Source organism: Streptomyces sp. NBC_00012, assembly GCF_045040875.1.
Classification (GTDB): domain Bacteria; phylum Actinomycetota; class Actinomycetes; order Streptomycetales; family Streptomycetaceae; genus Streptomyces.
In genome coordinates this window covers 119,029-143,211 of record NZ_CP108311.1, presented here as the reverse complement: position 1 = coordinate 143,211, position 24,183 = coordinate 119,029, and the positions used below count along the sequence as shown (strand labels likewise).

Genomic DNA, 24,183 nt, shown 5'->3' with positions numbered 1-24,183 from the left:
CCGGCGGCCCGCTTGATCGGCCCGAGGTACTTCCGCACCGTGCCCTCTTGGTAGCCGCAGCGCTCCGCCAGGACTGGAGCAAGAGCCTTCGCCGAAAGCTGCTGCTCCTCCGGTGACAACTGTCGGTAGTGGAATTCCACCCGTGCCGGGCCCGTCAGGTGAGAGCCGTCCTGCTGCTCGGCCTCCTGCTCGACCTCGCTCTCACGGATGTCCGGGGCCGACTCCTCGGCGTCGGGCTCGCCCTCATCACGGGGCTTCGGGACTCGCACCTGGACGACGCTGCGGCCGCTACTCCCCCGCCCGGACGCGTGTACGGCTCGCTGTTCCGTCGGCCGCGTTTGATCCTGCTGGCCAGCGGCGAACCGTGGCGGTGCACCGAGCTGCTCCTCCGGGTCGTCATCGGGTCCGCTCGGGAGAGAGCCCTGATCGTCGCTCTCCTCACCCTCGTGATCGGGGGCCGTCTCGACGGTCTGGTCCGCTGCCGCCCGTGCCGGATCGGCCTCCGAGTCGACGTCGCCGTTGTACTGAGCCTGGCGTTGCGGAGCAGACTCACTCCCGCCGTCGTCCTGGTCCTGCGCCTGGAACCAGGCGACGTAGTCACGCAATGCGTCTGCGGTGATGGGCTGCCCGGTGGCTCCCAGAATGCCGTCGCGCTGGTATACGTACTCAGCGAGGGCGTCGGCATCGGGGTACGAGCCTCGTTCCGCCGCGTACGTGAGCCAGGCGTTGTAGAAGTAGTCGGTCCATGTCTCTTCTTCGGATGCGTCCTGGGAAGCACCGGGGCCGGACCCGCTATCGTGTGCAGGCGCGCCGCGCTGCTTGAGCACCTGCAGCAGCGGCCAGAGCTGCTCGTCGGACAGCGGGTCACCGGCTGCTGTGGCGATGCCGTACCTGTCCTGGAGCCAGAGTGCGAACTGCGCACTCGTCGGCTCGGAACCGTAGGCGCCGATCCAGGCCCGGTAGGCGTCCGCGAGACGTCCGCCGGCCCTGGCATCGTCCGGTGTTGGCTCGTGCGGCCGTACAGCGGCTACTGAAGGCACCTGGGATGACGGTTTCGGTTCTCCGGCACGCAGCTGTGCGAATTCCAGCTCTTGTGTGGCAGGGGCCTCAAGGGCGGGACTCTGCCCCTGTTTCGGGACCTGAGCGGCCTGGGCCGGGGCGGGGGCCGGGGGGAGCAGGGCGGGTTCGATGCCCGCGGCGGCGAGGCCGGCCGGGGCGGTCTCGGCGAGCGGGACGCCGTACTTCGCCAGGCGCAGCGGCATCAGGGACTCGACGGGGGCTTTGCGGCGCCAGTTGCGGCCGAAGCGGGCCTGGAGGCGGGCCTGGTAGATCAGCCGGTCCTGTTCGAGCTTGATGACCTGCTCGTAACTGCGGAGCTCCCAGAGCTTCATGCGGCGCCACAGCTTGAACGTGGGGACGGGGGAGAGCAGCCAGCGGGTGAGGCGGACGCCCTCCATGTGCTTGTCGGCCGTGATGTCGGCGATCCGGCCCACCGCGTGGCGGGCGGCCTCGACGGAGACCACGAACAGCACCGGGATGACGGCGTGCATGCCGACGCCGAGCGGGTCGGGCCAGGCCGCGGCGCCGTTGAAGGCGATCGTCGCGGCGGTCAGAAGCCAGGCGGTCTGGCGCAGCAGCGGGAACGGGATGCGCAGCCAGGTCAGCAGCAGGTCCAGGGCGAGCAGGACACAGATGCCCGCGTCGATGCCGATCGGGAAGACCAGTGAGAAGTCCCCGAAGCCCTTCTGGAGGGCGAGTTCGCGCACCGCCGCGTACGAACCCGCGAACCCGATCGCGGCGATGAGCACCGCTCCGGCGACCACGAGACCGATGAGTATCCGGTGGGTGCGTGTCAGCTGAAGCGGTGCGCTCCTATGCATGACCGTCCTCCCCCTCCTGCATCTGCAGCATCAGGCCACACTCTCACGAAGGGTGACCCGAGCCGTGTGCTCTGCGGTGTACGTCGGGGGATCGTCAGCGAATAGTGATCGCGAAGCGCGGCGGACCGGAACGAGCCTGCCTTCTACCAGCTACCGGAATCCGCTCGTGAGGCCCTGGCCTCGGCGTTCGCGGGCGATGGAGCTGAACTCGTGGGCAAGGTCACGGACAGACCTCTCTCCGCCGCCCCGGGGGATCTGGTGCCGCATCAGCTGTACCCAGCACTGCACTCGTCTGCCGTCCCGCGGCTCGCGGCCTCCCCTCGCCTGCTGCCGATCGGCGCCCCGCAGCCTCCACCGTACGTAGGCTGTACCTCGGCCCGCCGCGCCTTCTCTCGCCTCCGTCATCGCCTCGTCGCCGTACCCGGCGTCGAGCAGCAGCTCGGCCCGCGTTCGACAGTGTTCCGCTTCTTGTACCGCTCCTTGTCGAAGCCGGATGGCCGTCCGCCGTGTGAGCCCGCAAAGCGGGTGTCTACGCTCGCGAGGGCTGTGTCAGGTATCTCTCAGAATGCCAATGACGCTGGATGCCGACCGACTGCATTTCAAGGCCCAACCTTAGGATCGCTCCTGACGAAGTTCCGGAGCTGCCCTCCGATTTGATCCGCCAAGGAACAAGCCGCTCATCGGCCACATCGACAAGAACAACGCTCTGCCAAAGATCGCCGGAAGCGACCAAACTGGAACAGACACTCGTCGACAGGATGGCGGACACAGTTCCGGAGGTCCGACTGCGACAAAGATGTACCTGCCCGACAGAGGGCCCGATAGAGCGGAACGAGACCGCCTTGCCCCATGAGTACCGCACACGGCTGCTCGCTCATCCCCTGCGCCACGTAGCACTTGCCCCCATCAGGGTCTCTCGAGACACGCTGGCTGCATACGATGCACGGGCCACCGAGTGAGGGGATCTGAGGTCGACCCATCACATCAAATCGACCTGCACGGTGGTGACTCCTCTCAACGGTCATCGAGTGCGGGACTGTAAATCGTTCGGTGTAACTCCCGATCATGGAGGATGCATCGATGACCAGTGAGAACGTGGCCGAGGCCCAGATAAGCGAGGCGGTAGAGCCGCAGCCGGCGAGGGTGGTGGATGACCGGCTGATCGACGAGCTGGTCTCCCGAGCTCAGGCCGAGGGACTGCAGCTGACCGGCGAGGGCGGACTGCTCCAGCAGCTGACGAAGCGGCTGCTGGAGTCCGCCCTGGAGGGCGAGATCACCGACCATCTCGGCTATGACAAGCACGATCCGGCCGGGAAGAACGGCGGGAACTCCCGCAACGGCACCCGGACGAAGACCGTGCTGACGGACGTCGGTCCGGTGGAGATATCCGTCCCTCGCGACCGGGACGGGGCGTTCGAGCCGAAGATCGTCAAGAAGCGGCAGAAGCGCCTGTCCGGGGTGGACGAGATGGTCATCTCCCTGTCGGCGAAGGGCCTGACCACGGGCGAGGTCCAGGCCCACCTCGCGGAGGTCCATGGCGCCGACGTCTCCCGCCAGACGATCTCCACGATCACCGACAAGGTCCTCGAGGGCATGGCCGAATGGCAGAACCGCCCGCTCGACCCGGTCTGTCCGGTCGTGTTCATCGACGCCATCCACGTGAAGATCCGCGACGGCGCCGTCGCCAACAGGCCGATCTACGTGGCCCTGGCCGTCACCGTCGAGGGCCGGCGCGAGATCCTCGGCTTGTGGGCCGGGGACGGCGGCGAGGGCGCCAAGCACTGGATGCACATCCTCACCGAGATCAAGAACCGCGGCGTCAACGACGTCCTCATGCTCGTCTGCGACGGGCTGAAGGGCCTGCCCGACGCGGTCGAGACCGTCTGGCCGAGGACGATCGTGCAGACCTGCGTGGTCCACCTGCTGCGGAACTCCTTCCGATATGCCGCCCGCCAGGACTGGGACAAGATCGCCAGGGCTCTCAAGCCGGTCTGTACGGCGCCGACCGAGGAGGCCGCGCTCGAACGATTCGCCGAGCTCGCCGACACGTGGGGCAGGAAGTATCCGGCGATCGTCAGACTCTGGGAGAACGCCTGGGAGGAGTTCACCCCGTTCCTCCGATTCGACACCGAGATCCGCCGCATCGTCTGCACGACCAACGCGATCGAATCGGTGAATGCCCGGATCCGGCGGGCGGTCAAGGCCCGCGGCCACTTCCCCAACGAGCAGGCCGCCCTGAAATGCGTCTACATGGCGATCATGTCCCTCGACCCCACCGGCAAGGGGCAAACCCGCTGGACCCTGCGCTGGAAGACCGCGCTGAACGCCTTCGACATCACCTTCGACCGCCGCCTCTCCGCACCCCGTCAGTAACCCCAAACACCCCTGATACACCGTTCGATTGACAGACCCGGAACTCGCCATCGACCGCATTCGTGACCACTTCAACGCCCAGTTCGCCGCCGATGGCGAACCACCACTTCCCCGCGGACCTGACACAGCTCTTGGCCGACGATCTGAAGACGGGCAGCACGGCAATGAGCACAGATCGTCTCCGGGCAACCAGCGAGGACTACTTCATGCCGGTCGAGGAGCAGCCATAACCCCCAGCCCATCGGTGCCGGCCTCGCTCGCCATTCTGTCCGCTGGGGACCATCATCGACCGGTGGTCTGAGCTCTGCGCGCAGTACGACGGCCTCATTGATCCCGCCCGCTAACTACCGAGGCCGGCCTACACGAACCTGTTTCGTGAGCCCATACTCGAGCCCGCCGAAGCAGCTCAGAGCATCGACGAGTGGCCGCGCGGCGAAGACGAGGCTCACTGAGTTTTACGGCCGTAAAACAGCTCCCCCGCTGTCGCGCCTCAACGAAGTCAGTCGTCAATACGCCGCCTGCCTGCGTGGACTGGATTGGGTGAACCAGGTGGGCTCAGTTCATCGAGAAGGACAGCGGCACGCCGTGCCAGCAGCCCGCAGGACAGGCGTCGTCGTCCCACCGATTCGTCCAACGCCGGGCAGCCAAGGGAGCGAAACGGTGACGGCAGCCTCAGCCTTGTTGACGCCTGATCGCCAGGCACAGGAAGCCTGCTCGACAGCCGGGACCCCGGATGCGCCTTACATGCCCTCGAAGAATTCGCGTACTCCGAGGGAACGTTTCGCGCGGACAGCTCCTCAACAGGGCGACGGATTCCTTTGCCGACGCAGGAGGCACCATGCCGTACCAGCCCGCCAACCCCGCACCGACCCGTGCCGCCGCACTCGTCGCCTCGGTGCTCACCGTGGACGCCGTGCTCCACCTGTACTGGACGACGGGAGCCACATGGCCCGCGGCCGACGACAGGAGCCTGTCCCACGCGGTTCTCGGGACGGACGTGCCGTTCACACCACCGGTCCTGCTTCCTCTTGTCGCCCTGCTCCTCACCGCAGCCGCCTTCGTTCTCGCCCGCGCGCACCGGCCCCGCCCGCTGTTGTTCCGCGTCGGCACGCCGGCCGTGGCCGTCGGCCTCTCGCTGCGCGCGGTGGCGGGGATCTACTGGCTGTTCGCCGAGGAGACCGGCACCGCCTTCTACTGGCTCAACCTCATTCTCTACACCCCGCTGTGCGCCGTCCTGGCCGTCGCCACTCTGCGCGTGGCGCGGTGGAAGGATGCGGCCCGTGCCTGATGAACGATCCGATGACCGAACGGTCCGGCTCGTACGAGCCGCCCAGCGTGGTGACACCCTCGCCATGGCCGAACTCCTGGACGTGCTCGCCCCGTACGTGGTCCGCGTCTGCACGTCCATAGCCCTGGGCCAGGGCGCGGACGCTGCGCAGGAGTCCCTGGTGGCGGTCTTCAAGTCGCTGCGCACGTTGAAGGACCCAGCCGCACTGCACGGCTGGGTCCGTGCCATCGCGGTACGGGAGTCGATCCGCACCGCGCACCGCGCCGCCCGCACCGTACCGGCCGATCTCAGCGCGCTTCCCGCCCGCGGCGACCCTCAACTCTCCGCCGACATCAGGGACGTACTGGACCGGCTCTCCCCCGAGCACCGCGCGGTGCTGATGCTGCGTGACGTCGAGGGGCTGGACGAGCGCACCGCCGCCGCCCTGCTCGGCGTGCGCACGGGCACTGTCAAGTCGCGGCTGCACCGGGCCCGCGACACCTTCCGGAAGGCGTGGACGTCATGAACGAGCCCTGGCCCATCACTGACCTCGACCCCGTGCGGCGCCTGCACGTCTTGGCCGGCGGCATTCGCGGCGCCCACGTGAGCGAGGCACACATGGACGCCCCCTTCGAACGGGTCTGGGCCCTGCTGGGCGACCTGGAGGGCGCCTTCGGACAGGTCGTGCCCGACATGGAACGGCTGCGCGTCGTCCGTCGGCAGGGCGAGCGCATAGAGGCGCTGGCACGCAGCAGGTACGGGATGCGGGCACGGCTGCGCGGCGTGCAGCGGCCCGGCTGGTGCTGGCTGCAGAGCCGGTTCCTGCTGCTTGGCGTGGCGGCGGCGCCGGAAGGCACAGGCACTCGGGTGGCATTCACCGGTGGCGTGCGCCTTCCGGCCCACGCCGCCCTGATCCCCCTGGGCGTACGGCGTGAGGGCAGCCGCAGCGTTCAGCGCCTGACGGCCCTGCTCTGACGGGAAGGCACCGGATCCGAATGCCGCGTACTTGATCTCCTCCTCTGCCCAGTTGCGTCTCCTCGGCAGGCAGCCCGTCAAGGGACCAGATCAATGACAAGGCCGGCAGCGAAGCCGTCCGCCTGATCCGGCCTCTGTCCGTTGGCCGGACCAGCGCCCTCTCTCTAGCTGGCCGGTTGTCGCTCCGCGACTGGTCGCGGCGGCGCTGGTGAATACCGGGACACTGCCTACGTCATTTCGGCTAGGGCCGCTCTGGCACGGACCACGAAGGCATCACAGGCATGCTCTGCAACCTCGCCTCGGGCGAGCATGTCGGCCTTGGTCTCAGCAAAGATGATCTCTCGTGTCTTCGCCTGGATATCAGTGACGCGCTCAGCCAGGTCCTGCGCCTGCGGACCATGGGCGACGAGGCGGAGCCGGAAGGCACTACTGCGAACTTCGACGTAGAGGCGATACGACTCAGCCCGGGTAGCGAGAACCGCCTCGGATTCCACTGCATGCTGGCTTGTCCACCGGTCGTACTGGGCCCGCCGATAGTCCTCTGCCAAGGCAATGAAATCGGCACATGCATCGAGGAGATGCTGGTGACTCCGCTCGCGTTTGGCGCGAAGAGCGGACAGAGCTGCGGTCTTCTCCTGGTAGCGGTGTGCAACGACTGCCCCGAGCAGTGTTCCGATAACGGCAATAGCGGCCGCGATGATCCCCGACACAACGCCCAGCCCATCACCTGACAGCGGGCGTCGATAGAGCACGAATCGGCCATCACGGCTCGCGCCGGATCGACCGGGCAACGCGCCATGCCTACTGGGCGCGATGGATCTACAAGAGGTCGGAAGACCGGCGAACGACGGCCGTCGCCGGGAAGTGGTCCTCGCGGAACGGGCGAGCCCCCGGTGCCGCGGCAGACGCCCTGTGAGGAACGTCGCGGCCATCCCAGTGGGTCAAAGCTGGCCAAGGAAACCGTGCTCTGTACACAGTTCAAGGGATCTAGCCAGAAGACCTGTCACCGTCTCGACCGAGAATCGGCCTACGGATTCCGACCAGCCCGTGCACTGTGCGGGTGGTAACAGCAGATGGGCGTGGCCGAATGTTCAGCCACGCCCATCTGCGACTCACGCACTACGGCTACGCCCCAGACACCGTGCGCGCTGCGATCAGTCTCTGCAGGAGGACTTCTCGCTGCTCCTCCCCCATTTTCTCGATCACGATGTCGGCAACCTTCTCCCCGTCCAGCCACGGCATCTTCACTATGGCCTTGCGAGGTGCGGGAAGGTCGACGTCGGTGGTCGTCGACCTCGCTTCGTTGGACTGCTCGGTTTTGTCCGTTGCTGGGGGAGTACCGGTATCCGGCTCCCTGGGAGCTGGGGTGCTAACGCCGTTAGCACCTGGCTCTGCGGCTGTATTTGTGGTCGGGGTGCTAACGGCGTTAGCACCCCGACCACGTCGTCGCTGCTGGCGTTCAGCTCGGGCGGTCAGGGCTTCGTCGGCTGCGCGTTGTTGCTGTTGCGGCGGTAGTTGTCCGACGTTGCGGGCGACCTCGACTGGCAGGCTCTTGTCCTCGACGGCTTGCTGAAGGTCTGGGGTGAGCTTCAGGAGAGCGAGTCGCTGGGTCACCCAGGGACTGGACTTTCCAAGGGCACGGGCGACCGCACGCTGCGAGCCATGTACTTCCACGAGGCGTTCCAGCGCTTTGGCCTCGTCCAGCGGATCAAGGCTCTCGTGCTGGACGGCTGCTGTGAGGGCCGTCTCCAGAAGGGTGTCGGCGCTTTCCGCGAGCGAGTTGTCGATGTGGACGGGCACGTCATCCAGGCCTGCCAGGTTTGCGCCCGCCAGGCGACGGTTTCCGTCGACGACGACGTGCGTGGCAGATCCGAGTTCGGTGTCGTGTCCGGGGTGTGCGCTGAGGAATGCCGCACGGGTCACGACGGTGAGGGGCTGGATGACGCCTCGCGCGGTGAGGCTGTCTGCCATGTCCTCAACGGCTCTGAGCTCTTCCCTGGGATTGAACGGGTTATGAGCTAGCTGCGTGACGGCTAGTCGCGGTGAGGCGGTCTGGACTTCGGTGCCGGGGGCCGGGGCAGGGTCGTCGCCTTGTCCGGCGTATCGGGCGAAGGATGCGGCGCGGCTGCTGATGGGCTGGCTGACGGCATCAAAGGTGGCGGATGCTCCGAGAGCGTCTGATTTCTTCATGCCAGCCCTCGGACGATCTGCCGCATGCTGTGGGACTGGTCGGACTCGGGGGCGTAGTCGAGGAGCGGCCGTTGCATGCGAACGGCTTCGCGCTGCTCCTTGACGTCCGGGATGACCGACAGTACGGGCGGGGTGCCGAGCGCCTTCCACTTGTCGAGTGAGGAGGTGGCGATGAAACCGCGTCGGGAGTCGTACTTGTTCACGACGAGTCCGAGTTGGTCCACGGTGATGTCGTAGTCCCGTGTCAGCGATCCGACCTGGTTGATGAGCATGCCGTAAGCCTGGGCGGAGGTGTCTTCGGCTTCGACGGGGATGAGGAGTCCTGAGGCTCCGGGCTTCTCGCCGTCACGCTGTCGGCCGTACACGAGGCCGGCGTCCATGGCCAGACCGAGGCTGGGAGGCGAGTCGACGACGATGACGTCGAAGTGCTCCTCAATGGGAGCCAGGGCTCGCTCCAGAGCGGCATGGCGGGGGCCACGGAAGACGGTGAGTCCGGAGTCCAGAAGGAACGCATCGAAGGCTGCCGGCAGGACACGAAGCCGGTCGCCGAACTTGGCGCCTTCTATGACGACGGTGAGGTCGATCAGGGACTGCTTGGTTTCGTCACGGTTGAGCATGTGAGTGACGAGGCTCTCCTGACCGGCTGGGATGGCCTTGAGGCCGAGCTGGTGCGAGAGGTGGCCTTGCGGGTCGTAGTCAACGAGAAGGACGCGGCTGCCGCGTTCGGCGAATGCCTGGGCGGTACCAGCGGACACTGCGGTCTTGCCGACACCTCCCTTCTGGTTGCACACCACGATCCGGCGCACGGAGGCTGTCTCCTCGTCGGCTGGGTTCCGCTCCAGCCAGAGAGCCACTACCTGGGCGAGACCCTGGATGTAGGAGACGCCTCGCTGGCGGCAGTCGCCTTTGAAGGAGTCGTAGAGCCCTTCGGGAAGCCAGGTGCCGAAGGATTCCGCGCCTGCGGTCTCAACGTGGGGGAGTGGAGCACTCTGGGACTGCCAGAGTTGCACGCCAGCGGTGACGGCGTCCTGGACGTCGACGGAAAGCTGGGCCGCGCGGATCTTTAGAGCCTGTCGGAGGGATGCGGGCAGCTTGGAGACCAGCTTCTCCCGCTCACCTCCTGCGTTGGGAGATGACATGGCGGCAGCTTACTGCCGCGAAGGAGCCTTGAGTGACAACGAAACGCACGATTTCAACTAATCCCGCGTTAGCTGTTGGAGGTGCTAACGGCGTTAGCACCTCCGCAAGGCCTGATTCCAGGACGCGGCCGGAACTTGCGTCCGGAAAGCAGACGCATCACGAAGCAGCCCACTCACGTATCGGCCGCCCGTACCTGCGACTCAAGCCCACACCACAGCGGAACGCATGGCCTCCATCAGCTCCTCTCGTGCCGCACGAAAAGCACAGCGCGCGTTCGCACACTTGGGATCGCCCCTCCACGCACCATCCACCACCACATCCAATACACGGCGAGCTTGTAGCCAGCACCTCTGGCCTCCAAGACGACATGTGCCAGCGCCAGCAGCTCAAGCTGCCGGACAGCGAGGCCCTCCTGCGCAAGCAGCTCGTCAAACCTCCGGGCCAACGCCGAAGAGCTCGCCCAACTACACGCCGACGTCCAAGGGCTGGTTCAGGCACTCACGACGTTGAACCAGCGGCTGCACGAAGAACAAGCCGGGCCCGGACCCCGTGTCCGCGTCCTTCCGATCAGACCTCCAGCCCCAGGCGAATGACCCCGAGACCAGCCCGCCGCCAGGCCTTCTCTCTCGGATCACTCTCACGGGCGTGCGCTAGGTTGCCCGCCATGACTGAACTCGGACCCGTCGCCTGGCCACCTGCTCCGATCAGAACCGAACGGCTCATACTCCGCGAGCCCGAGGCCCGAGACCGTGCGGCGTTCATCGGGCTGCTCGCCTCACCGGAGGTACATACCTACCTTGGTAGCTCTCGACCGCGTGATGAACTCAAGCGCGCGGTGCCCGAGATACCCGAACGGCGGCCTGGCCTTTTCGCGATCGATCTCGACGGAGCGATGATCGGCATGGTCAAGCTCGATCGGCACGACGCGGAGAGTCCGGGGCACGTCCGACCAGATGTCGGGGAGGCCGAGCTCGGCTACCTGTTCCTGCCAGAGGCATGGGGACGCGGGTACGCCGTCGAGGCATGCACAGCAGTGCTCAACTGGTTCACCGACGCGCTTCCCGGCACGTCGGTGGTGCTTGCGCACCCAGACCGCCAACGAGCGCTCAATGCGCCTCGCAGCGAAGCTGGGGTTCACCGAGGTGGAGCGGTTCGAGGACTACGGCGCCGAGCAGTGGTTCGGCGTCTGGTCTTCGTTCACGCCGTCCGGTTGAGCTAGGCGAAACCGCCCTCGCTCAGACACGGCACTGCTCAACACGCTGCCCTCGACAGGGAAGCTCCAGCACGAGGTCGTACATCACGGGGGCCGGGGCGGCCTTCAGGGCGTCGACGACGGTGAGCCGGGCCGGGGCATCGGGGTCGTCGGGCTGGATGACGATGGCGATGACGCGCAGCAGGTCACCCAGCTGGTCCTCGCGCAACAGCACGTCGGCGACGCGGGGAGGCCAGGCGTACATGGTGTCGGGGCATCGGGCGCGACGACGTTCGTGGCGGGGGAGTGGATCAGGTCGAAGCAGACGGTGTCCCAGCCGGTGGCGGGGCCGGGGTCGTGTCGACGTAGCCGTCTATGGCGAGGTGCGTCTGCGGTTCATCAGCTGGCCTCAGCCCGGGGGCTGGGCAGTGCGAGGGGAGCAGAAGCAGGCCCTGGCCAACTGGGAAAGGTGGTTTGATCGGCTGGTGGAGGAGTCCGAGCTGGACCGGCACATGCTGACGAAGGAGCTCCAGCGCGTGATGCTGGGACATCACCGGCATGAGCAGGAGTCCAACGCCTTCCTCTCGCGGGGCGTTGAAGCTTCCCCGTGATCTTGGACACTCGATGCCTATGCTGCGAGGTCGTGTTGGTGCCGTTGCCGGGTCTCGGCCGGGGTGAGGTAGCCGAAGACCTTGTGTTTGCGCAGGCGGCGGCGGTTATAGAAGGTCTCGATGACGTCGAAGACCTCAGCGCGGGCGGTGGCCCGGGCCAGATGCGAGTGCCGATCTCTTCTTTGAGTAGGGCCCAGAAACTCTCCGCGGCGGCGTTGCCGAAGCAGGATCCGGTGCGTCCGCAGCTTTGCCGGAGCCCCAACTCGCCTATCTCAAACCAAAATTGAATACTCGTGTATTCGCTGCCGCGATCCGAATGCGCTATGCAGCCGGGCCGGAGCCGGCCCCGGCCCGCGGCCATCTTCAGCGCATCGACGACAAGGTCGACGCGGTGGTGGTCGGCCATCGAGTAGCCGACGACCTCGCGGGTGGCCAGGTCCAGCCAGCAGGCGAGGTAGAGCCAGCCCTCGGATGTGGGCAGAGCGGTGATGTCGCCTGAACTGCGAGCCGCGGTCGGAGTGGACTACGCAGCCGGTGCGACTGCGTAGTCCAGAGCGTTCACCGGGAGCCGCGCCTGCATCCGGCTCCCGATCGAGTAACTGACGATCCGGCCGGAGAAGGCGTCCTTGACCGCGCACAGGTACACCTTGCCCTCTGCGGTCGCATGTTCGGTGATGTCGGTCAGCCACAGCTCGTTCACCGCGTTCGCGGTGAAGTCACGCCGGACAAGGTCGTCGTGCACCGGCGGCCCGGGCCGCTTGCCGTTCTTCGACCGTTTCTTCCCGAACGCTGACCACCAGGCGTTGTCCCGGCAGATCCGCCACGCGGTCCGTTCACTCATCCGCTCGCCGGCCGTTTCGGCTTCGTCCGTGAGGAACCGGTAGCCGAACTCGGGGTCGTCGCAGTGGGCGTCGAACAGTGTGTTCGCGCGGTATGCCTCGGTGATCTCGGTCTCGGTCACCGGCCGGCGAAGCCACCGGTGGTAGTGCTGGCAGGCAAGCCCGAGTACCCGGCACGCGACCGCGACAGGGATTGTGTCGGCGGCGAGCTCTCTCACGAGCGGGTAGAGCCTTTTCCTGGCCGGTTCGCCTGCGACAGGTAGGCCGCCGCGCGGCGCAGGACCTCGTTCTCCTGCTCCAGCAGCCGGATCCGCTTCTTCAGCTCCCTGTTCTCCGCCGACTCGGACCTGGTGACACCGGGCTTCTTGCCGTCCTCCACGGCTGCCTGGCGCAGCCACTTCGACAGCGTCATCTCATGGACGCCGAAATCCTTCGCGATCTGCGCAAGCGTGATGCCCTTCTCGCGGTTGCGGGCCACGCGCACGACGTCATCACGGAACTCTTCGGGATAGGGAACAGGCACAGCAACATCCTTCCAGGCCGCCCACGGGCGAGCTCATATCGGTCGGCCGGGTCGGCTCACCTCCGCTCGCGCGGAGAGCACAACATGGCGAGCGCGGAATCGGGTTCAGTCTGCGGCTCACCTCCGCTCGCGCGGAGAGCACTTCCTCCTGTACGGCGAGGAGAGTGACGGCAGCGGCTCACCTCCGCTCGCGCGGAGAGCACGCCAGGGTCAGCAACGCCACGACCGCCCCCTACGGCTCACCTCCGCTCGCGGCTCGCGCGGAGAGCACGCCCCGACGCCCTCGTAGGAACGCTGGCGGGACCTCCGCTCGCGGTTCGCGCGGAGAGCACTGGGTGCGGACCACCGTGAGAGTGTGCGGAGTCGGCTCACCTCCGCTCGCGCGGAGAGCACCACTCCACGGCCCAGGTGGCAGTCGCCGATCCCGGCTCACCTCCGCTCGCGCGGAGAGCACGGCCCCGGTCCAGCAGGCGAGTTCCTCGCCGGCGGCTCACCTCCGCTCGCGCGGAGAGCACCGCTTCTCGGTCTCGTCGGCGAGCTCCTGGGCCGGCTCACCTCCGCTCGCGCGGAGAGCACCTTTCTGACCTGGAACGTCAGATGGGGTTTGCCATTTCTTGACTTTCTCGCTGGAAGGCGATCAGGGTGAGGCAGTCGAAGTCGAGGGGTTCGCGGCGGCGGGTGCCTGCTGTTCGTAGTTGGAAGCCCTGCTCGTTGTCGGCCGGGTGGGCAAGAACCGCCATGCCGTCGTCGGTGCAGGCGGCGACGGCTGACCAGAGTTCGTCGCGGACCTTGGCCGAGACAGTGCCGACATACAGCTCGGGTGTGACTTCGAGGAGCCAGCGGGTGAGAGCGCCGCGTAGGTGGTCGGGGACGGCGGTGGCCGAGATGACGATCATTGCGGACATGTGCCGTGCCTTTTCAACGGGCGGGTCACAGGGGTTTCCCGTGGTTGACGCCGGCGGGTACGGAGCCGGTGACCGGATCCCACAGGTCGACCAGTTGTTCTTCGGGGTCGGGGCATTCGTAGGTGTGGTCCGGGTCGAGGAGCTGCTGGATGTCGGTGACGATGCGGGGGAGCAGCTGGAAGAGGCGGAGTTCGTGGCGGAATGAGCGGCGTGCTTCGCCTTCGGGGTCGGGTGACGCGTGGAGGGAGAAGGCGAGGGGGATGGTGAGTTCGGCTTTGTAAAGGTCCGCGATGTCGTACACGAAGGCTTGCTGGTTGCCGCTGTGGACGAAGCCGAGGGCTGGTGAGCAGCCGAGTGCGGTGATTGCGGCGTGCACGATGCCGTAGAGGCAGGTGTTGGCCGAGGAGAGAGCGAGGTTGACGGGGTCTTGGCTGTCCCAGGATGCAGGGTCGTAAGAGCGGCGGAAGCGGCCGATCTTGTATTGGCGGGCGAGGAGTTGGTAGTGGGCTTTGACGCGTTGGCCTTCCATGCCGCGGAGTTTGTCGAGGTTGGTTCCGTCGGTTGCGGTGCCGTCTCCGAATCGGAGTTCGTACATGGTCTGCGCGATGGTGAGGCGGTGGGAGTCGTTGGCCCAGGCGCGGGTCTGGTGTTCGAGCCAGAGGGTGGTGAGGGATTCGGGTACGGCTGCGGAGTAGCAGCGGACGCCTCCGGACCCGGTTGTGACGACGGTGGTGCCGTTTCTGGCGAAGGTGGCGAGGGCGCGTGCGGTGATGGAGGTGCCGGGGCCCAGGAGGACACAGCCAAGCGCTGCGGTTGGGAGGTATACGGTCTCTGTTCCTCGTTGTTCGCTGGTGACTTCGGCGCAGACTCCGGTGTCGTCCTGGTGGATGCGGACGATGTCGAGGTAGAGGAAGGAGAGGCAGTCGGCGATGCGGGGGAGCATGGCGACGGTGGGTGCGGCGAGTTTACGTCGGGCGTTGCTGGTGGTGAGGGGTTTGGGTGAGGGGCGTGGGGTCACTGGGGCTGCCTCGCGGGGGCGATGCTGAGCAGGCCGCAGCCGTAGGCCTTGCCGCGTCCGATGCCGTTGAGGATTTTCGTCCGGAGCAGGTCGGTGTCGATGATGGCTGCGGTGCCGTCGAATTGGGTGCGGGCGTGGCGGATGCGTTGGGGTGGGGCGCCGTCGGGGTGGCGTTCTCCTTGTATGGCGTCCAGGGGGTGGGAGTGGTGGGTGAGGGGTTTGAGACCGCTGAGGTCGGCTTGGCGGAGCCACCATTCGTCGGCTGCTGGGCCGGTGAGGGGGACGACGGGTGGGAGGTTGTAGAGGGCGCGGGTGGTGGCGCCGGGTTTGCGGACGGGGCTGGCGACGCAGCGGTATCGGATGGTGAGGCCGGGGCGGATGGCGTCGATGAGGGCGTCGAGGGGGCGGGTGAGGGCGGTTCCGTAGCCGTCGGGGAGGCGGTTGGTGTCGGGTTCGTGGGTGGATTGGATGAGCAGGTGCGGGCCGGTGGGGGTGTCTTCGGTGCGGAAGAGGATTCCGAAGTGTGCGCGGGGGTCGGGGCCGGCGTCGGACGGGAAGAGGCTCATGATGCGGCGGTGCATGCCGATGGGGCCGCTGAGGTCGCGGCGGGCGTCGCGGGAGCGGGTGTCGGGGACGATGCGGGTGAGCCAGAGGGTCATTGCCGGCTCCCTTCGGTGGTGTTCAGCCGGGTGTCGAGGTAGTGGCCCAGTGCGGTGAGCTGCTCTCTTCCGAGTCCGGCGAACTGGGAGGGTGGGAGGAGCAGGGTGCGCCGGTACAGCGGCCGGGCGCGGTAGGCGCGTTGGCGGGGGTGGTAGCTGACGGGTTGGTCGTTGAGTTCGCCGGAGGGGTGGGAACCGACTTCGTTCGTGTCGCTGATCGTGTGGGGCGGGGCGGGGAGGTGGTTCAGCGGGCGGTCGGCCAGGAATTCCACCGGCCTGCCTCCCGGCCCGGAGCCGGTGACCGGGCGGGCGGCGAGGGGCAGGTGGACGAGGTGGTGCAGTGCGTCGTCGCTCTGTCCGAGCAGGACGGGACCTTCGGGCGGGCAGGAGCGGCGCCCGAGGTGCAGGGGCCAGTGGGGGCTGCGCAGGGCGTCGGCGCAGCGGTCGAGGAGTGCGCGGTCCTCGGCGTTGGGCCGGGGGGTGGTGAGGGCGAGGGTGAAGGCGGCGTCGGCGAGGTAGTAGCGGTGGGTGAGAAGGGTTCCGGTGTCGCTGGTGCGTTTTTTGCCTTCGGCTGTGGTCACGGTGGCTTTGGCGTGGAGTCCGCCGCCGACGGTGTGCAGGTCGCGCAGCAGCACGCCGGGCCGGTCGGTGCGCACGGTCATGTGCAGCGCTGTGAGGTCGTTGATGGGCTGGTCGCGGCGTCGTCCGAGGGCTGAGGCGAGGAGGCCGATGACGCCGGAGCGGGTGGGGAAGGCGGCGGTGTCGCGTTCGTTGAAGTGGCTGTGCAGGCCCCAGGACTGGAGGGGTCCGGCCAGGCGCAGGAGCAGTCCCGGTTCGGGATCGGGGAGAAGGGCGTTCATGCGGCGTGTCCGGTGGGGTGTGCGGTCAGGGCGCGGTCGAGGGCGGCGTCGATGAGGGTGTCGAAGCTGGTGTGGTGGGTGCCGAGTCCGTCGAGGTCCTTGGCGTCCACTCCGGCCCAGCCGGAGTGGAGGATGCTGCTGGTGCCGAGGAGGCGGTTGGCAGTTGCGGCGTACTCGGAGAGGGTGGTGCGGGAGGCGCCTGCGAAGCCCCCCTGCCCGGATGCGGTGACAGGGCTTTCGAAGGCTGCGGCGTAGGAGAGGGGCCGGTCGGCGCGTACGGAGATGTGGGCGAGGTCGGGGATGGTGTGGGGGGCTGTGGAGTTCTTCTTCGCCTGGGGCAGGGACAGGATGAATGCGCTGAGGAAGGCGGCAGCGAGTTCGCGGAGCTCGGCGGGGTTCTCGCCGATGTTGGCGGCGAGATCGCGGAGGTCGATGGTGGCGTACCGGTAGAAGGTGCCGGCGCTGAATTCGGTGTGGCCCATGTGCCCGCTGCCGGACTGGTCGCCCCAGTTGGCGGTGACGTCGTCCACGGCGGAGAAGTAGTCGAGTTCGACGTCGGTCTCGTGGGTGGTAAGGGCGTGGGCGACCTGGACGGCGCCGTCGACACCGGCGTTGTCGACCTCGGCGAGCATGCGGCCGAAGAGGTTGATGACGCCGTTGCGGGAGCGGAGGACCGCCTCGACCCGGTCGGCGGGCAGGATGCTCTTGTCCGCGGGCTTCTTGATGTCCTTCGCCCCTTGCAGTGCCTCGCGGTATTCCTCGGCCAGATCGGCGAGTTCGGCGGCGGCGCTCTCGGGGACGTAGACCATCGCGTTGGTGAGGACCTTGTTGGGGACGCTCTGCTTGGGGTCTGCCGGGTTTTTCGCGAGTTCGAACTTGATGCTGCTGGCCGCAGCCGTGTGCGCTCCCGCCTTTTCGGCGAGATCGAGCGGCCACTCCCGGTCCTCGGTAAGGAGGCGGGTGACGCGCTCGCCGATGCGGCGGGTACGCAGAGCCGCCTGGCCGATGCGGTCCTCGAACACGCCGCGGACGGCCCGCTTCCAGGACTGGCTGCTGACCCGAGTACGCAGCACATTGCCGTACTGGACCGTTTTGACGGAGTTCGTGTCGTCCCGGTTCAGATTGGCGAACGGAACGCTCTGGATGATGTGGATGTCGATGAAACGGGCGGCCATGAGCATGCTGGTGTGACTCCTTCGTACGGATGGGCGTGACGGGTGTGCTGCGTGGTTCACGGGGCCGGTGAGGGCGCGGTCAGGGGGAAGTGGGGGCCGGAGCCGGATCCGCTGAGAGTTCCTGCTCGTCGGCGTCGTCGGCCTGTTGCGCGGCGGCCTTGTCCCGCAGCCGGTAGAAGTCCTGGAGCCAGGTTCGTGAGATCCGGCCGGAGCGATGGCGCCAGAGACTGATGTCGTCGAGCAGCTGTGCCCAGTCGACGTCCACGCCCAGCGAGCGCAGGTATCCGACGGAGGCCGGAAGGTGGCGGTGCAGGCCGTTGACGCTCTGACGGGTGAGGAGGTTGAGGCGGCTTTCTGCGGTGCCTGCCCGCATTTCTTTTTCCCTGCCCGGCCCCTCGGTGACGGCGGTGGCAAATGCCGTGCCGAGACTGGTGCGCTGCCACCGCGTGCTGGGGGAGGGCTCCTGCTCGTCGGGCTGTACCGGGTCGGTGGCCGTGTGGTCCGGTGCCGCCAATGTGCTGCGGGGCTGGGCGGCGATCATTGCGGCGACGGTGTAGTAGGCCCGCTCCACGTCCGCGGGGCAGGAATCGGGCAGCCACGGGGCGACCAGGCGGTGCATGCGCTGCACCGAGTCCAGATCCTTCCGGAGCCCGCTGCGCAACGCACTGCGGGCTCCGGCATCTTCGCGGCAGATCCGCTCGACCCAGTTGGTGTACGTGCGCGAGCGGCCAGCCCGAGGCGTGCTGTTCTGCTGCGGGATTTTCCCGGCCGCCGTATCCGGTGGGCTGGTGATGTCGCCGGCGGTTGGTGGGGGAGTGGTCGTCATCCGGTGGGCTCCTTGGTCGTCGTGCGGGGGCCTGGTGTGGTCTGCCGGTTTTTCGGTGTTCCGCCGTAGAGGTCGATGCGGGCCTGTGAGATGGCCTTCGCCCCGCGCAGGGTGCGGGTGACAGGTGCGGTCACTGTGTCGTACGCCTCCTCGGCCAGGCGCAGAAACGCCCGGCGGGTGGCTGCCGGGTCGAAACCGCCATCGGCGACATCGCCGCTGCGGTCGAGGAGGCGGAACCGTGCCCAGAACTCGGCCTCGGCACGAGGCCAGTACCGGGCGCCGGCTTCTACGGCCCAGGCCGCGCCATCCGCTTTGGCGTCCCTGACGTAGGCGGCCCAGGCGCGTTTGACCGCCCGGTCCAGGCGGCGCCCGTACAGTTCCCCGAACTGCCGCAGTCGACCCACCGCGGGGACAGTACGGGCGTCGTTGCGCTCGGCGAATCCGAGGACAGCCGGGGTGCTGGCGTCGATGAACTGCGTGTCCTTGGCCTGCCCCTCCTGGTCGAAGCCGAGCGCCCGCACCCGCAGGTCCTCGGACACCTCGACCGCGCTGTGGAGTACCCGGGGCTGCTGCGGGTGTGCACTGCCGGCGGGCGGATGCTGCAGCAGCAGGGCGTCCAGGTCACGCCACAGCGCCCGGCCTGCGTCGGCAGGGCGCGGATAGAGGTTGCCCTGCTGACTGACCTGCCAGATCAGGTAGTCGTCCTCCCGCGGCATCCGTTCCCCCCGGTAGGCCCAGGTGATGAACGCGTCGTGCACATGGGTGCTGTCCTGGTCCGGAACCAGGAGCAGCGCGTGCTGGGAGCGGCCGGTGTGCCGGGAACGCGGCCCGCGGGATGTTCTCGGCGGACTGTCAGGGTCGGGCAGTTCATCCTGCTCCCACGGGCATAGATCCTCATCCTCGCGCACGCCGGTCTCCGGCGGCACCAGGCCGGCGAGCAGTGTCTCGAAGAGGGATGTGCCTTCGGGGTGGTAGGACAAAGCGGTCCGCAGTGGACCGGCGGTGGCGCTTGCGCTCTTCACTCCGTTCACTTCGCGGGAGGAACAGCGACCGGACGGGCCGTAGTAGTGCCACACCAGGAGGCTGAGGAAGGCTTCGGAGGCGGTGGGCGGCTCGGCTGCGGTGTCCGAGTCGTGCCGGAACCAGGAGTGGTTGTTGCCCGAAGGCCGGGTGACGATGAGTTTGTTGACACCGGCGGTCTTCGTGACGTCGCACTGGTCCGCCAGCCGGGGATCCTGCATCCACGGGCGACCGCCGGGGGCGAACAGGAAGAACCGGTCCTCGAACCTCCTGAAATACGCGTCGACCCCCCCGGGTGGAAGCTGCCCCGTGTCGAGAATGTCCAGTCGGCGTTCGTCCCAGTCGCCCTCAGGGCCCTGCTCGGTCAGGCCGGCCACCCGGGCAGTGAGTGCGTAAAGGATCCGAAGCAGGGCCGAGTGCGCGGGCGCGTCGGCGACGGCGAGGCACTCGATGTCGTGGCTGCGCAGAAGGAGTTCGCGCAGCCCCACCCGGTCCGGGAGCCCGCCTGCGGCAGAGGGAACACTGCCGGGTTTCCAGCGCACGGGGACACACGGCTGGTCGATCAGGTTGTATGTGCCGGTTGGCATGGACGTGTCCTGTCGTCATTCAGAAGATGCTGGGCCTGGTCGGAAGCCGATGGTCCCCGTCGCGCACTGTCGGCGTCCTCGCCTCAGGCACCGGGAGGAGTACAGGGCAGGGCGGCGGAGGGCGGCGTCAACTCGACTGCGGGAGGCCGTACTTGGAACGTAGTGGAAACATATGGGTCGAGTGGGGAAAACATGAATAATTCACTCGGCTTCGAGGCCGACCTCGGACATGGAGATTGTGTAGCGCCCGTGGCAGCACCTCCAGGTGCCGTCCCCCACGGAGCTCATGGTCAGCAGAACGAGGTCGCGGAGCGAGGGGTGCGTCCCCCACCTCTGAGGAACGGCACCGGCAGGCTCGCCGCCGCGCAGCCATCGCCCTGGCACCGGTGCCACCCGCCGCGCAACATCGGCCAGCTCCGCCGCTCTGAGCCCGTGCCTGCACCCGGCCGGAACCGGAGCCTTGCCCTCGGGGTCGAGCGTCACCACCCCGTCTGCCTGTTCGTACAGGCAGAGCACCCGCCCGGTGTCAGCACCGAGACGGGTCGTCAGCAACTCCTCGGTCACCCCCACTTCCCGCCGGGAGAGCTTGCTGAGATCGCCCTGCACATCCGCCGGCGCGCAGATACCGGTCCACGCCGCGAGATGACGCTCGGCCGCCTCCACCGCTGCTCGCTCCTCATCCAGCCGGGCCAGCTCCTCACGGGCCGCGCCCTCCAGCCGGTCGACGAAGTCCTCCTCGTACACCTCGTCCACCAACTGCTGCACACCAGCGGGAACCGCGATGCCCTCCCCGGCGCACTTCAACAGAATCTGGGAAGTGCGCCTGAGCAGCCCCGCGTCGTAGACCTTCCCCCACGAACGCGGGACGGAGCCGTCGGGCACGGCCAGCGGATCGAGTACGACCAGCTCCGGTTCGTCCTCCGCCGCCGCCCACCGCGGACGGCCGAGAGGACCGCGCTTATGCCGCCGCCCGCGTCCGGCACGCTGCAACAGCTGCGCCAGCGGGGCAAGGTCGCTCACCACCAAGTCGAAATCGAAGTCCAGGGACTGCTCCACGACCTGCGTCGCCACCAGCACCGACGCTGCACGTGCCGTAACCGCTTCCCCGGAGAGGGGTTTGCTGTACATGCTTTCGCAGCGGGCCGTGATGGAGGCCCGCATATCTGCCGGAAACCGGGAGTGCAGCAACCGCAACCCATCCGGACGGGCCATGAGACCAGGGAATGCCGCCCGCACATCCCGGTACGTCTGCTGGGCCTCTGCGACAGTCGTGCAGCACACCAGGGCTGTTCCGCCTTCCGCGACGACGGGAGCCAGCACCTCCCGCAGCGCCGCCCGCCGACCGTCCTCCCGGACCGGCGCACCAGCCGGCTCCGCGGCGTCCCACACCACCGGCCGCCGTGACACCTTCAGCGTCCGGGCACGGTTGCTCGCGGTACTCCGCGCAGCCGACACCTCCCCCGAGACCCCGCTCGCGAACAGCCAGCCCGGATACCGCGGAACCACACGGGACGGCTCGCGGAACCCGGCACCACGCCGATACGCGTCGACCAGTGAGCCGGCCGAACGGCCCGTCAGTGTGGCCGACAGCAGAACGACCGGGGCGCCCATCGCGCCCAGCCACTCCAGAAGCCGTACGAGGAGCTGATGCATCCACGGACCGTAGGCATGCGCCTCATCGACCACGAGCACCTTGTCCGACAACCCGAACAGCCGCAGCGCGTTGTACCGCAGAGGCAGCACAGCACTCAGGGCCTGGTCGATCGTGCCCACACCCAAGGGGGCGAGCAGCCCACGCTTCGGGCCCCGCAGCCACCCGTCCGCCTCGACGACCGTCCCCCTCCCGGCACTCATCAGGCCTTCGCCGACCGGGGCTTCGAAAGCGGCTGCTTTACCCCCAGCGTCTGCGGAACTCAGCCACGCCATCGAATGCAGCAGCATCAACGCACGCTCACCGGACAGGGACCGAGAGGCGAACGCCTCTACCCGCGGCAGCATCGCGTCCGCCGTACCCATAGTCGGCAATGCGAAGTACAAACCCCGGGCCCCCGCTGCCCGCCCCAGCAACGAAGACGCGAACAACGCTGCCTCTGTCTTCCCGTCACCGGTGGGGGCCGTCACCAGCACCAGCCCAGCCCCGTGCTCACCGACCAACCCGGGAAGATGCTCCGCCAGATCCCGCTGCAGGCTGTTGGGGGCGAAGGGGAACATCGCACCGAACTCCTCGGCCGAGAACCGGGCCCGGCCCAACCGCGCAGCCTGCACCAGCCCCGGCGCGGCCTTCACCGCTGCCTGCCAGTGCGCATCTACCTCCTCTGCCGTGCCCGACCAGCCAGGACCAGCAATACGCGGCTCGATCGCGGACGTCTGGCTCGCCAACCAGTCCGCCACCACGACCAAACCAGCCACCACCACAGCCAGCCCGGCGGGCAGCCCACCCACAGGAACCGCGAACGCTCCCATGGCACGTCGAAGCTCCTCGAAGTGCACTCGCCGCTGGCCGGCCCAACCCTGTGCCCCCAGACCAGGGTTGTAACTGCTGGCCTGCGCCGCCTCCTTCGCCTTCAACACCGCCCCGAAAAGGCCGTGATGCCCACCTAACAACTGAGCGACCTGATGACCTACAGACTTCCGGGGCAGACGCCTGTCGCCGGGATAGCCTGCCGCCGCGAACAGCTCGGAAAGGGCCCAGTGAGATGCGATCTCATGGCGGAAGCTCTTCTCGGTCTCGGCACCCGGCGCACTGACGTAGGCGGGATCGCTCCGAACCGGGCTGTAACAGGCGGGAACCTGGGCCTGGAACGGGGGCGTGATCTTGCCGAGGTCATGCAACCCGGCCCAGAACGAGACCACTGTGCGCGCCTCCACCACGTTCAGACCGAGTGCATCCGCTATGGCAGCCTGGGTCTTGTCGCTCAGAACGACGTCCCAAAGCTCCTGAAACACCGCCCCGGTGTCCAGGAAGTGACACATCACCGGATACGGCCGCGACAGCCCGTGCTCCTTCCCCCACATACGAGTATCCAGAAAGCAGTTCTCTGAGGAGCAAGCCCCCTCGTGCTTCGCCATGCGCTCAGAGATAGCACCCCGCACTGACAACAGCCCCAAATAGCCCGATGTGCTTGCGATATGAGGACCGGGCCTTACACTCGCTGCGCGACTACGGCGAATCGAGATTTATGCACCATGAGACTTGGCAAAGAAGTTGCAAAGGGTCTGGGTAAGTGCAGGTCGCGAAGGGTGCTCTCCGCGCGAGCGGAGGTGAGCCGCCGACCGCCTGACCACTCCCGCCAAGACCCGAGTGCTCTCCGCGCGAGCGGAGGTGAGCCGACGCCGTGGTCCCGGAGGGGCTGGGCGAGGGCGTGCTCTCCGCGCGAGCGGAGGTGAGCCGGGACCACCAGACGCGTTCACCGACGGCGCGCCGTGCTCTCCGCGCGAGCGGAGGTGAGCCGCTGCCGCCCATCGCGCCGACGAATCCGCCGGCGTGCTCTCCGCGCGAGCGGAGGTGAGCCGGTCGGGACGCCCAACCCCATGAGGGCGACGGCGTGCTCTCCGCGCGAGCGGAGGTGAGCCGGCGGTAGGCGACTTGGCCGACTACGCCCGCGGGTGCTCTCCGCGCGAGCGGAGGTGAGCCGTATGTGTCGGAGAAGCGGGCCCAGTTCGGCGAGTGCTCTCCGCGCGAGCGGAGGTGAGCCGACCCCCGAGAACGCGCCTGGCGGGGATCAGGGGTGCTCTCCGCGCGAGCGGAGGTGAGCCGACCCAGCTGCAGAAAGCGGGGCTGGACGTGCCGTGCTCTCCGCGCGAGCGGAGGTGAGCCGCAAATTCCATTAATGCGAAAGGCCCCGCCGTAGTGCTCTCCGCGCGAGCGGAGGTGAGCCGCAGTACGCGATCGTCTTTGCTGCCTCGGCCGTGTGCTCTCCGCGCGAGCGGAGGTGAGCCGACGCACGGCTCCGCCTCGGGCAGCGGCCCCGCGTGCTCTCCGCGCGAGCGGAGGTGAGCCGGCCGCGGAAGCCAGGATCAAGGCCAAGCGGCGGTGCTCTCCGCGCGAGCGGAGGTGAGCCGTCTTTCCTTCGGCCGTCTATTTGAGCGTGGGCGTGCTCTCCGCGCGAGCGGAGGTGAGCCGTCCTCCTCGATGGGGTGCAT

17 protein-coding genes, 4 pseudogenes and 1 CRISPR repeat array (1 of these 22 only partly in view) are annotated in these 24,183 nt (G+C 67.8%); of the genes and pseudogenes, 6 read left to right on the top strand and 15 right to left on the bottom strand.

The window, feature by feature from the left end:
* Positions 1-1,142: 1,142 nt before the first annotated feature.
* Positions 1,143-1,880, bottom strand: a pseudogene (locus tag OHA19_RS45080) (DUF2637 domain-containing protein); the annotation flags it as partial.
* Positions 1,881-2,960: 1,080 nt separating this feature from the next.
* Here OHA19_RS45080 and OHA19_RS45075 point away from each other — a divergent pair.
* From OHA19_RS45075 to OHA19_RS45060, 4 genes are all read left to right on the top strand, one after another.
* Positions 2,961-4,253, top strand: a complete 1,293-nt coding sequence (locus tag OHA19_RS45075; protein WP_331734701.1) for an IS256 family transposase — start codon at positions 2,961-2,963, stop codon at positions 4,251-4,253.
* 838 nt (positions 4,254-5,091) lie between these two features.
* Entirely contained in the window at positions 5,092-5,541 is a 450-nt protein-coding gene (locus OHA19_RS45070) for a DUF3995 domain-containing protein (protein WP_331734593.1), read from the top strand.
* Positions 5,525-6,046 carry an RNA polymerase sigma factor gene (locus OHA19_RS45065; RefSeq protein ID WP_331734592.1) on the top strand — a complete coding sequence of 174 codons (522 nt, stop codon included), beginning with the start codon at positions 5,525-5,527 and terminating at the stop codon, positions 6,044-6,046. Before OHA19_RS45070 ends, OHA19_RS45065 begins: the two co-directional genes overlap by 17 nt.
* Positions 6,043-6,495, top strand: coding sequence for a hypothetical protein (locus tag OHA19_RS45060; protein WP_331734590.1), 453 nt, complete (start codon positions 6,043-6,045; stop codon positions 6,493-6,495). Before OHA19_RS45065 ends, OHA19_RS45060 begins: the two co-directional genes overlap by 4 nt.
* A 227-nt stretch (positions 6,496-6,722) precedes the next feature.
* On the opposite strand, the gene OHA19_RS45055 is transcribed toward OHA19_RS45060, so the two are convergent.
* The 3 genes from OHA19_RS45055 to OHA19_RS45045 all read right to left on the bottom strand — a co-directional run bounded on the left by OHA19_RS45055 (position 6,723) and on the right by OHA19_RS45045 (position 9,824).
* Positions 6,723-7,247 carry a hypothetical protein gene (locus tag OHA19_RS45055; RefSeq protein WP_331734588.1) on the bottom strand — a complete coding sequence of 175 codons (525 nt, stop codon included), beginning with the start codon at positions 7,245-7,247 and terminating at the stop codon, positions 6,723-6,725.
* 373 nt (positions 7,248-7,620) lie between these two features.
* The gene (locus OHA19_RS45050; protein ID WP_331734586.1) at positions 7,621-8,685 is read right to left on the bottom strand and encodes a ParB/RepB/Spo0J family partition protein; all 1,065 of its coding nucleotides are present in this window, start codon (positions 8,683-8,685) and stop codon (positions 7,621-7,623) included.
* A complete protein-coding gene (locus tag OHA19_RS45045) occupies positions 8,682-9,824 on the bottom strand; it encodes a ParA family protein (RefSeq protein ID WP_331734585.1) in 1,143 nt (380 codons plus the stop codon). Before OHA19_RS45045 ends, OHA19_RS45050 begins: the two co-directional genes overlap by 4 nt.
* Positions 9,825-10,489: 665 nt before the next feature.
* Here OHA19_RS45045 and OHA19_RS45040 point away from each other — a divergent pair.
* A pseudogene (locus tag OHA19_RS45040) lies at positions 10,490-11,039 on the top strand (GNAT family N-acetyltransferase).
* 21 nt (positions 11,040-11,060) lie between these two features.
* Here OHA19_RS45040 and OHA19_RS45035 read toward each other — a convergent pair.
* Positions 11,061-11,282 (bottom strand): hypothetical protein, encoded by a 222-nt coding sequence (locus tag OHA19_RS45035; protein WP_331734584.1) that lies wholly within the window; start codon positions 11,280-11,282, stop codon positions 11,061-11,063.
* 220 nt (positions 11,283-11,502) lie between these two features.
* Between OHA19_RS45035 and OHA19_RS45030 the strand changes: the two genes are divergently transcribed.
* On the top strand, positions 11,503-11,628 hold the full coding sequence (locus tag OHA19_RS45030; RefSeq protein ID WP_405723059.1) for a hypothetical protein: 126 nt from the start codon (positions 11,503-11,505) through the stop codon (positions 11,626-11,628).
* A 283-nt stretch (positions 11,629-11,911) separates the two neighbouring features.
* Here the strand turns inward: OHA19_RS45030 and OHA19_RS45025 are convergent.
* From OHA19_RS45025 to cas3, 10 genes and pseudogenes are all read right to left on the bottom strand, one after another.
* Positions 11,912-12,070: pseudogene (locus OHA19_RS45025) on the bottom strand (DDE-type integrase/transposase/recombinase); the annotation flags it as partial.
* A 52-nt stretch (positions 12,071-12,122) separates the two neighbouring features.
* Positions 12,123-12,990: pseudogene (locus tag OHA19_RS45020) on the bottom strand (IS3 family transposase); the annotation flags it as partial.
* A 593-nt stretch (positions 12,991-13,583) separates the two neighbouring features.
* On the bottom strand, positions 13,584-13,895 hold the full coding sequence (gene cas2e, locus OHA19_RS45015; protein ID WP_331734580.1) for a type I-E CRISPR-associated endoribonuclease Cas2e: 312 nt from the start codon (positions 13,893-13,895) through the stop codon (positions 13,584-13,586).
* 25 nt (positions 13,896-13,920) lie between these two features.
* Positions 13,921-14,838: a type I-E CRISPR-associated endonuclease Cas1e gene (gene cas1e / locus OHA19_RS45010; protein WP_331734698.1), complete on the bottom strand. Its 918-nt coding sequence runs from the start codon at positions 14,836-14,838 to the stop codon at positions 13,921-13,923.
* A 71-nt stretch (positions 14,839-14,909) separates the two neighbouring features.
* Positions 14,910-15,572, bottom strand: coding sequence for a type I-E CRISPR-associated protein Cas6/Cse3/CasE (gene cas6e, locus OHA19_RS45005; protein ID WP_266501468.1), 663 nt, complete (start codon positions 15,570-15,572; stop codon positions 14,910-14,912).
* A complete protein-coding gene (gene cas5e, locus OHA19_RS45000; RefSeq protein WP_331734579.1) occupies positions 15,569-16,432 on the bottom strand; it encodes a type I-E CRISPR-associated protein Cas5/CasD in 864 nt (287 codons plus the stop codon). Before cas5e ends, cas6e begins: the two co-directional genes overlap by 4 nt.
* Positions 16,429-17,613, bottom strand: a complete 1,185-nt coding sequence (gene cas7e, locus OHA19_RS44995; protein ID WP_331734577.1) for a type I-E CRISPR-associated protein Cas7/Cse4/CasC — start codon at positions 17,611-17,613, stop codon at positions 16,429-16,431. The genes cas5e and cas7e overlap by 4 nt, the downstream gene beginning before the upstream one ends.
* A 73-nt stretch (positions 17,614-17,686) precedes the next feature.
* Complete coding sequence (gene casB / locus OHA19_RS44990; RefSeq protein WP_266921306.1) at positions 17,687-18,433, bottom strand: type I-E CRISPR-associated protein Cse2/CasB; 747 nt, start codon at positions 18,431-18,433, stop codon at positions 17,687-17,689.
* Positions 18,430-20,040: a type I-E CRISPR-associated protein Cse1/CasA gene (gene casA / locus OHA19_RS44985; RefSeq protein ID WP_331734575.1), complete on the bottom strand. Its 1,611-nt coding sequence runs from the start codon at positions 20,038-20,040 to the stop codon at positions 18,430-18,432. The genes casB and casA overlap by 4 nt, the downstream gene beginning before the upstream one ends.
* A 201-nt stretch (positions 20,041-20,241) precedes the next feature.
* Complete coding sequence (cas3, locus tag OHA19_RS44980; protein ID WP_405723053.1) at positions 20,242-23,109, bottom strand: CRISPR-associated helicase Cas3'; 2,868 nt, start codon at positions 23,107-23,109, stop codon at positions 20,242-20,244.
* A 171-nt stretch (positions 23,110-23,280) separates the two neighbouring features.
* Positions 23,281-24,183: direct repeats of the CRISPR family, unit length 29 nt; unit sequence GTGCTCTCCGCGCGAGCGGAGGTGAGCCG (it continues 651 nt past the right edge of the window).

Bases quoted from the DNA above. Each gene is read 5' to 3' on its own strand.
- OHA19_RS45075 (WP_331734701.1), top strand. From the start codon at position 2,961: ATGACCAGTGAGAACGTGGCCGAGGCCCAGATAAGCGAGGCGGTAGAG.
- OHA19_RS45070 (WP_331734593.1), top strand. From the start codon at position 5,092: ATGCCGTACCAGCCCGCCAACCCCGCACCGACCCGTGCCGCCGCACTC.
- casB (WP_266921306.1), bottom strand. From the start codon at position 18,433: ATGACGACCACTCCCCCACCAACCGCCGGCGACATCACCAGCCCACCG.
- cas5e (WP_331734579.1), bottom strand. From the start codon at position 16,432: ATGAACGCCCTTCTCCCCGATCCCGAACCGGGACTGCTCCTGCGCCTG.
- casA (WP_331734575.1), bottom strand. From the start codon at position 20,040: ATGCCAACCGGCACATACAACCTGATCGACCAGCCGTGTGTCCCCGTG.
- OHA19_RS45065 (WP_331734592.1), top strand. From the start codon at position 5,525: ATGCGGCCCGTGCCTGATGAACGATCCGATGACCGAACGGTCCGGCTC.
- cas2e (WP_331734580.1), bottom strand. From the start codon at position 13,895: ATGTCCGCAATGATCGTCATCTCGGCCACCGCCGTCCCCGACCACCTA.
- cas6e (WP_266501468.1), bottom strand. From the start codon at position 15,572: ATGACCCTCTGGCTCACCCGCATCGTCCCCGACACCCGCTCCCGCGAC.
- cas1e (WP_331734698.1), bottom strand. From the start codon at position 14,838: ATGCTCCCCCGCATCGCCGACTGCCTCTCCTTCCTCTACCTCGACATC.
- cas7e (WP_331734577.1), bottom strand. From the start codon at position 17,613: ATGCTCATGGCCGCCCGTTTCATCGACATCCACATCATCCAGAGCGTT.
- OHA19_RS45050 (WP_331734586.1), bottom strand. From the start codon at position 8,685: ATGAAGAAATCAGACGCTCTCGGAGCATCCGCCACCTTTGATGCCGTC.
- cas3 (WP_405723053.1), bottom strand. From the start codon at position 23,109: ATGGCGAAGCACGAGGGGGCTTGCTCCTCAGAGAACTGCTTTCTGGAT.
- OHA19_RS45060 (WP_331734590.1), top strand. From the start codon at position 6,043: ATGAACGAGCCCTGGCCCATCACTGACCTCGACCCCGTGCGGCGCCTG.
- OHA19_RS45045 (WP_331734585.1), bottom strand. From the start codon at position 9,824: ATGTCATCTCCCAACGCAGGAGGTGAGCGGGAGAAGCTGGTCTCCAAG.
- OHA19_RS45035 (WP_331734584.1), bottom strand. From the start codon at position 11,282: ATGTACGCCTGGCCTCCCCGCGTCGCCGACGTGCTGTTGCGCGAGGAC.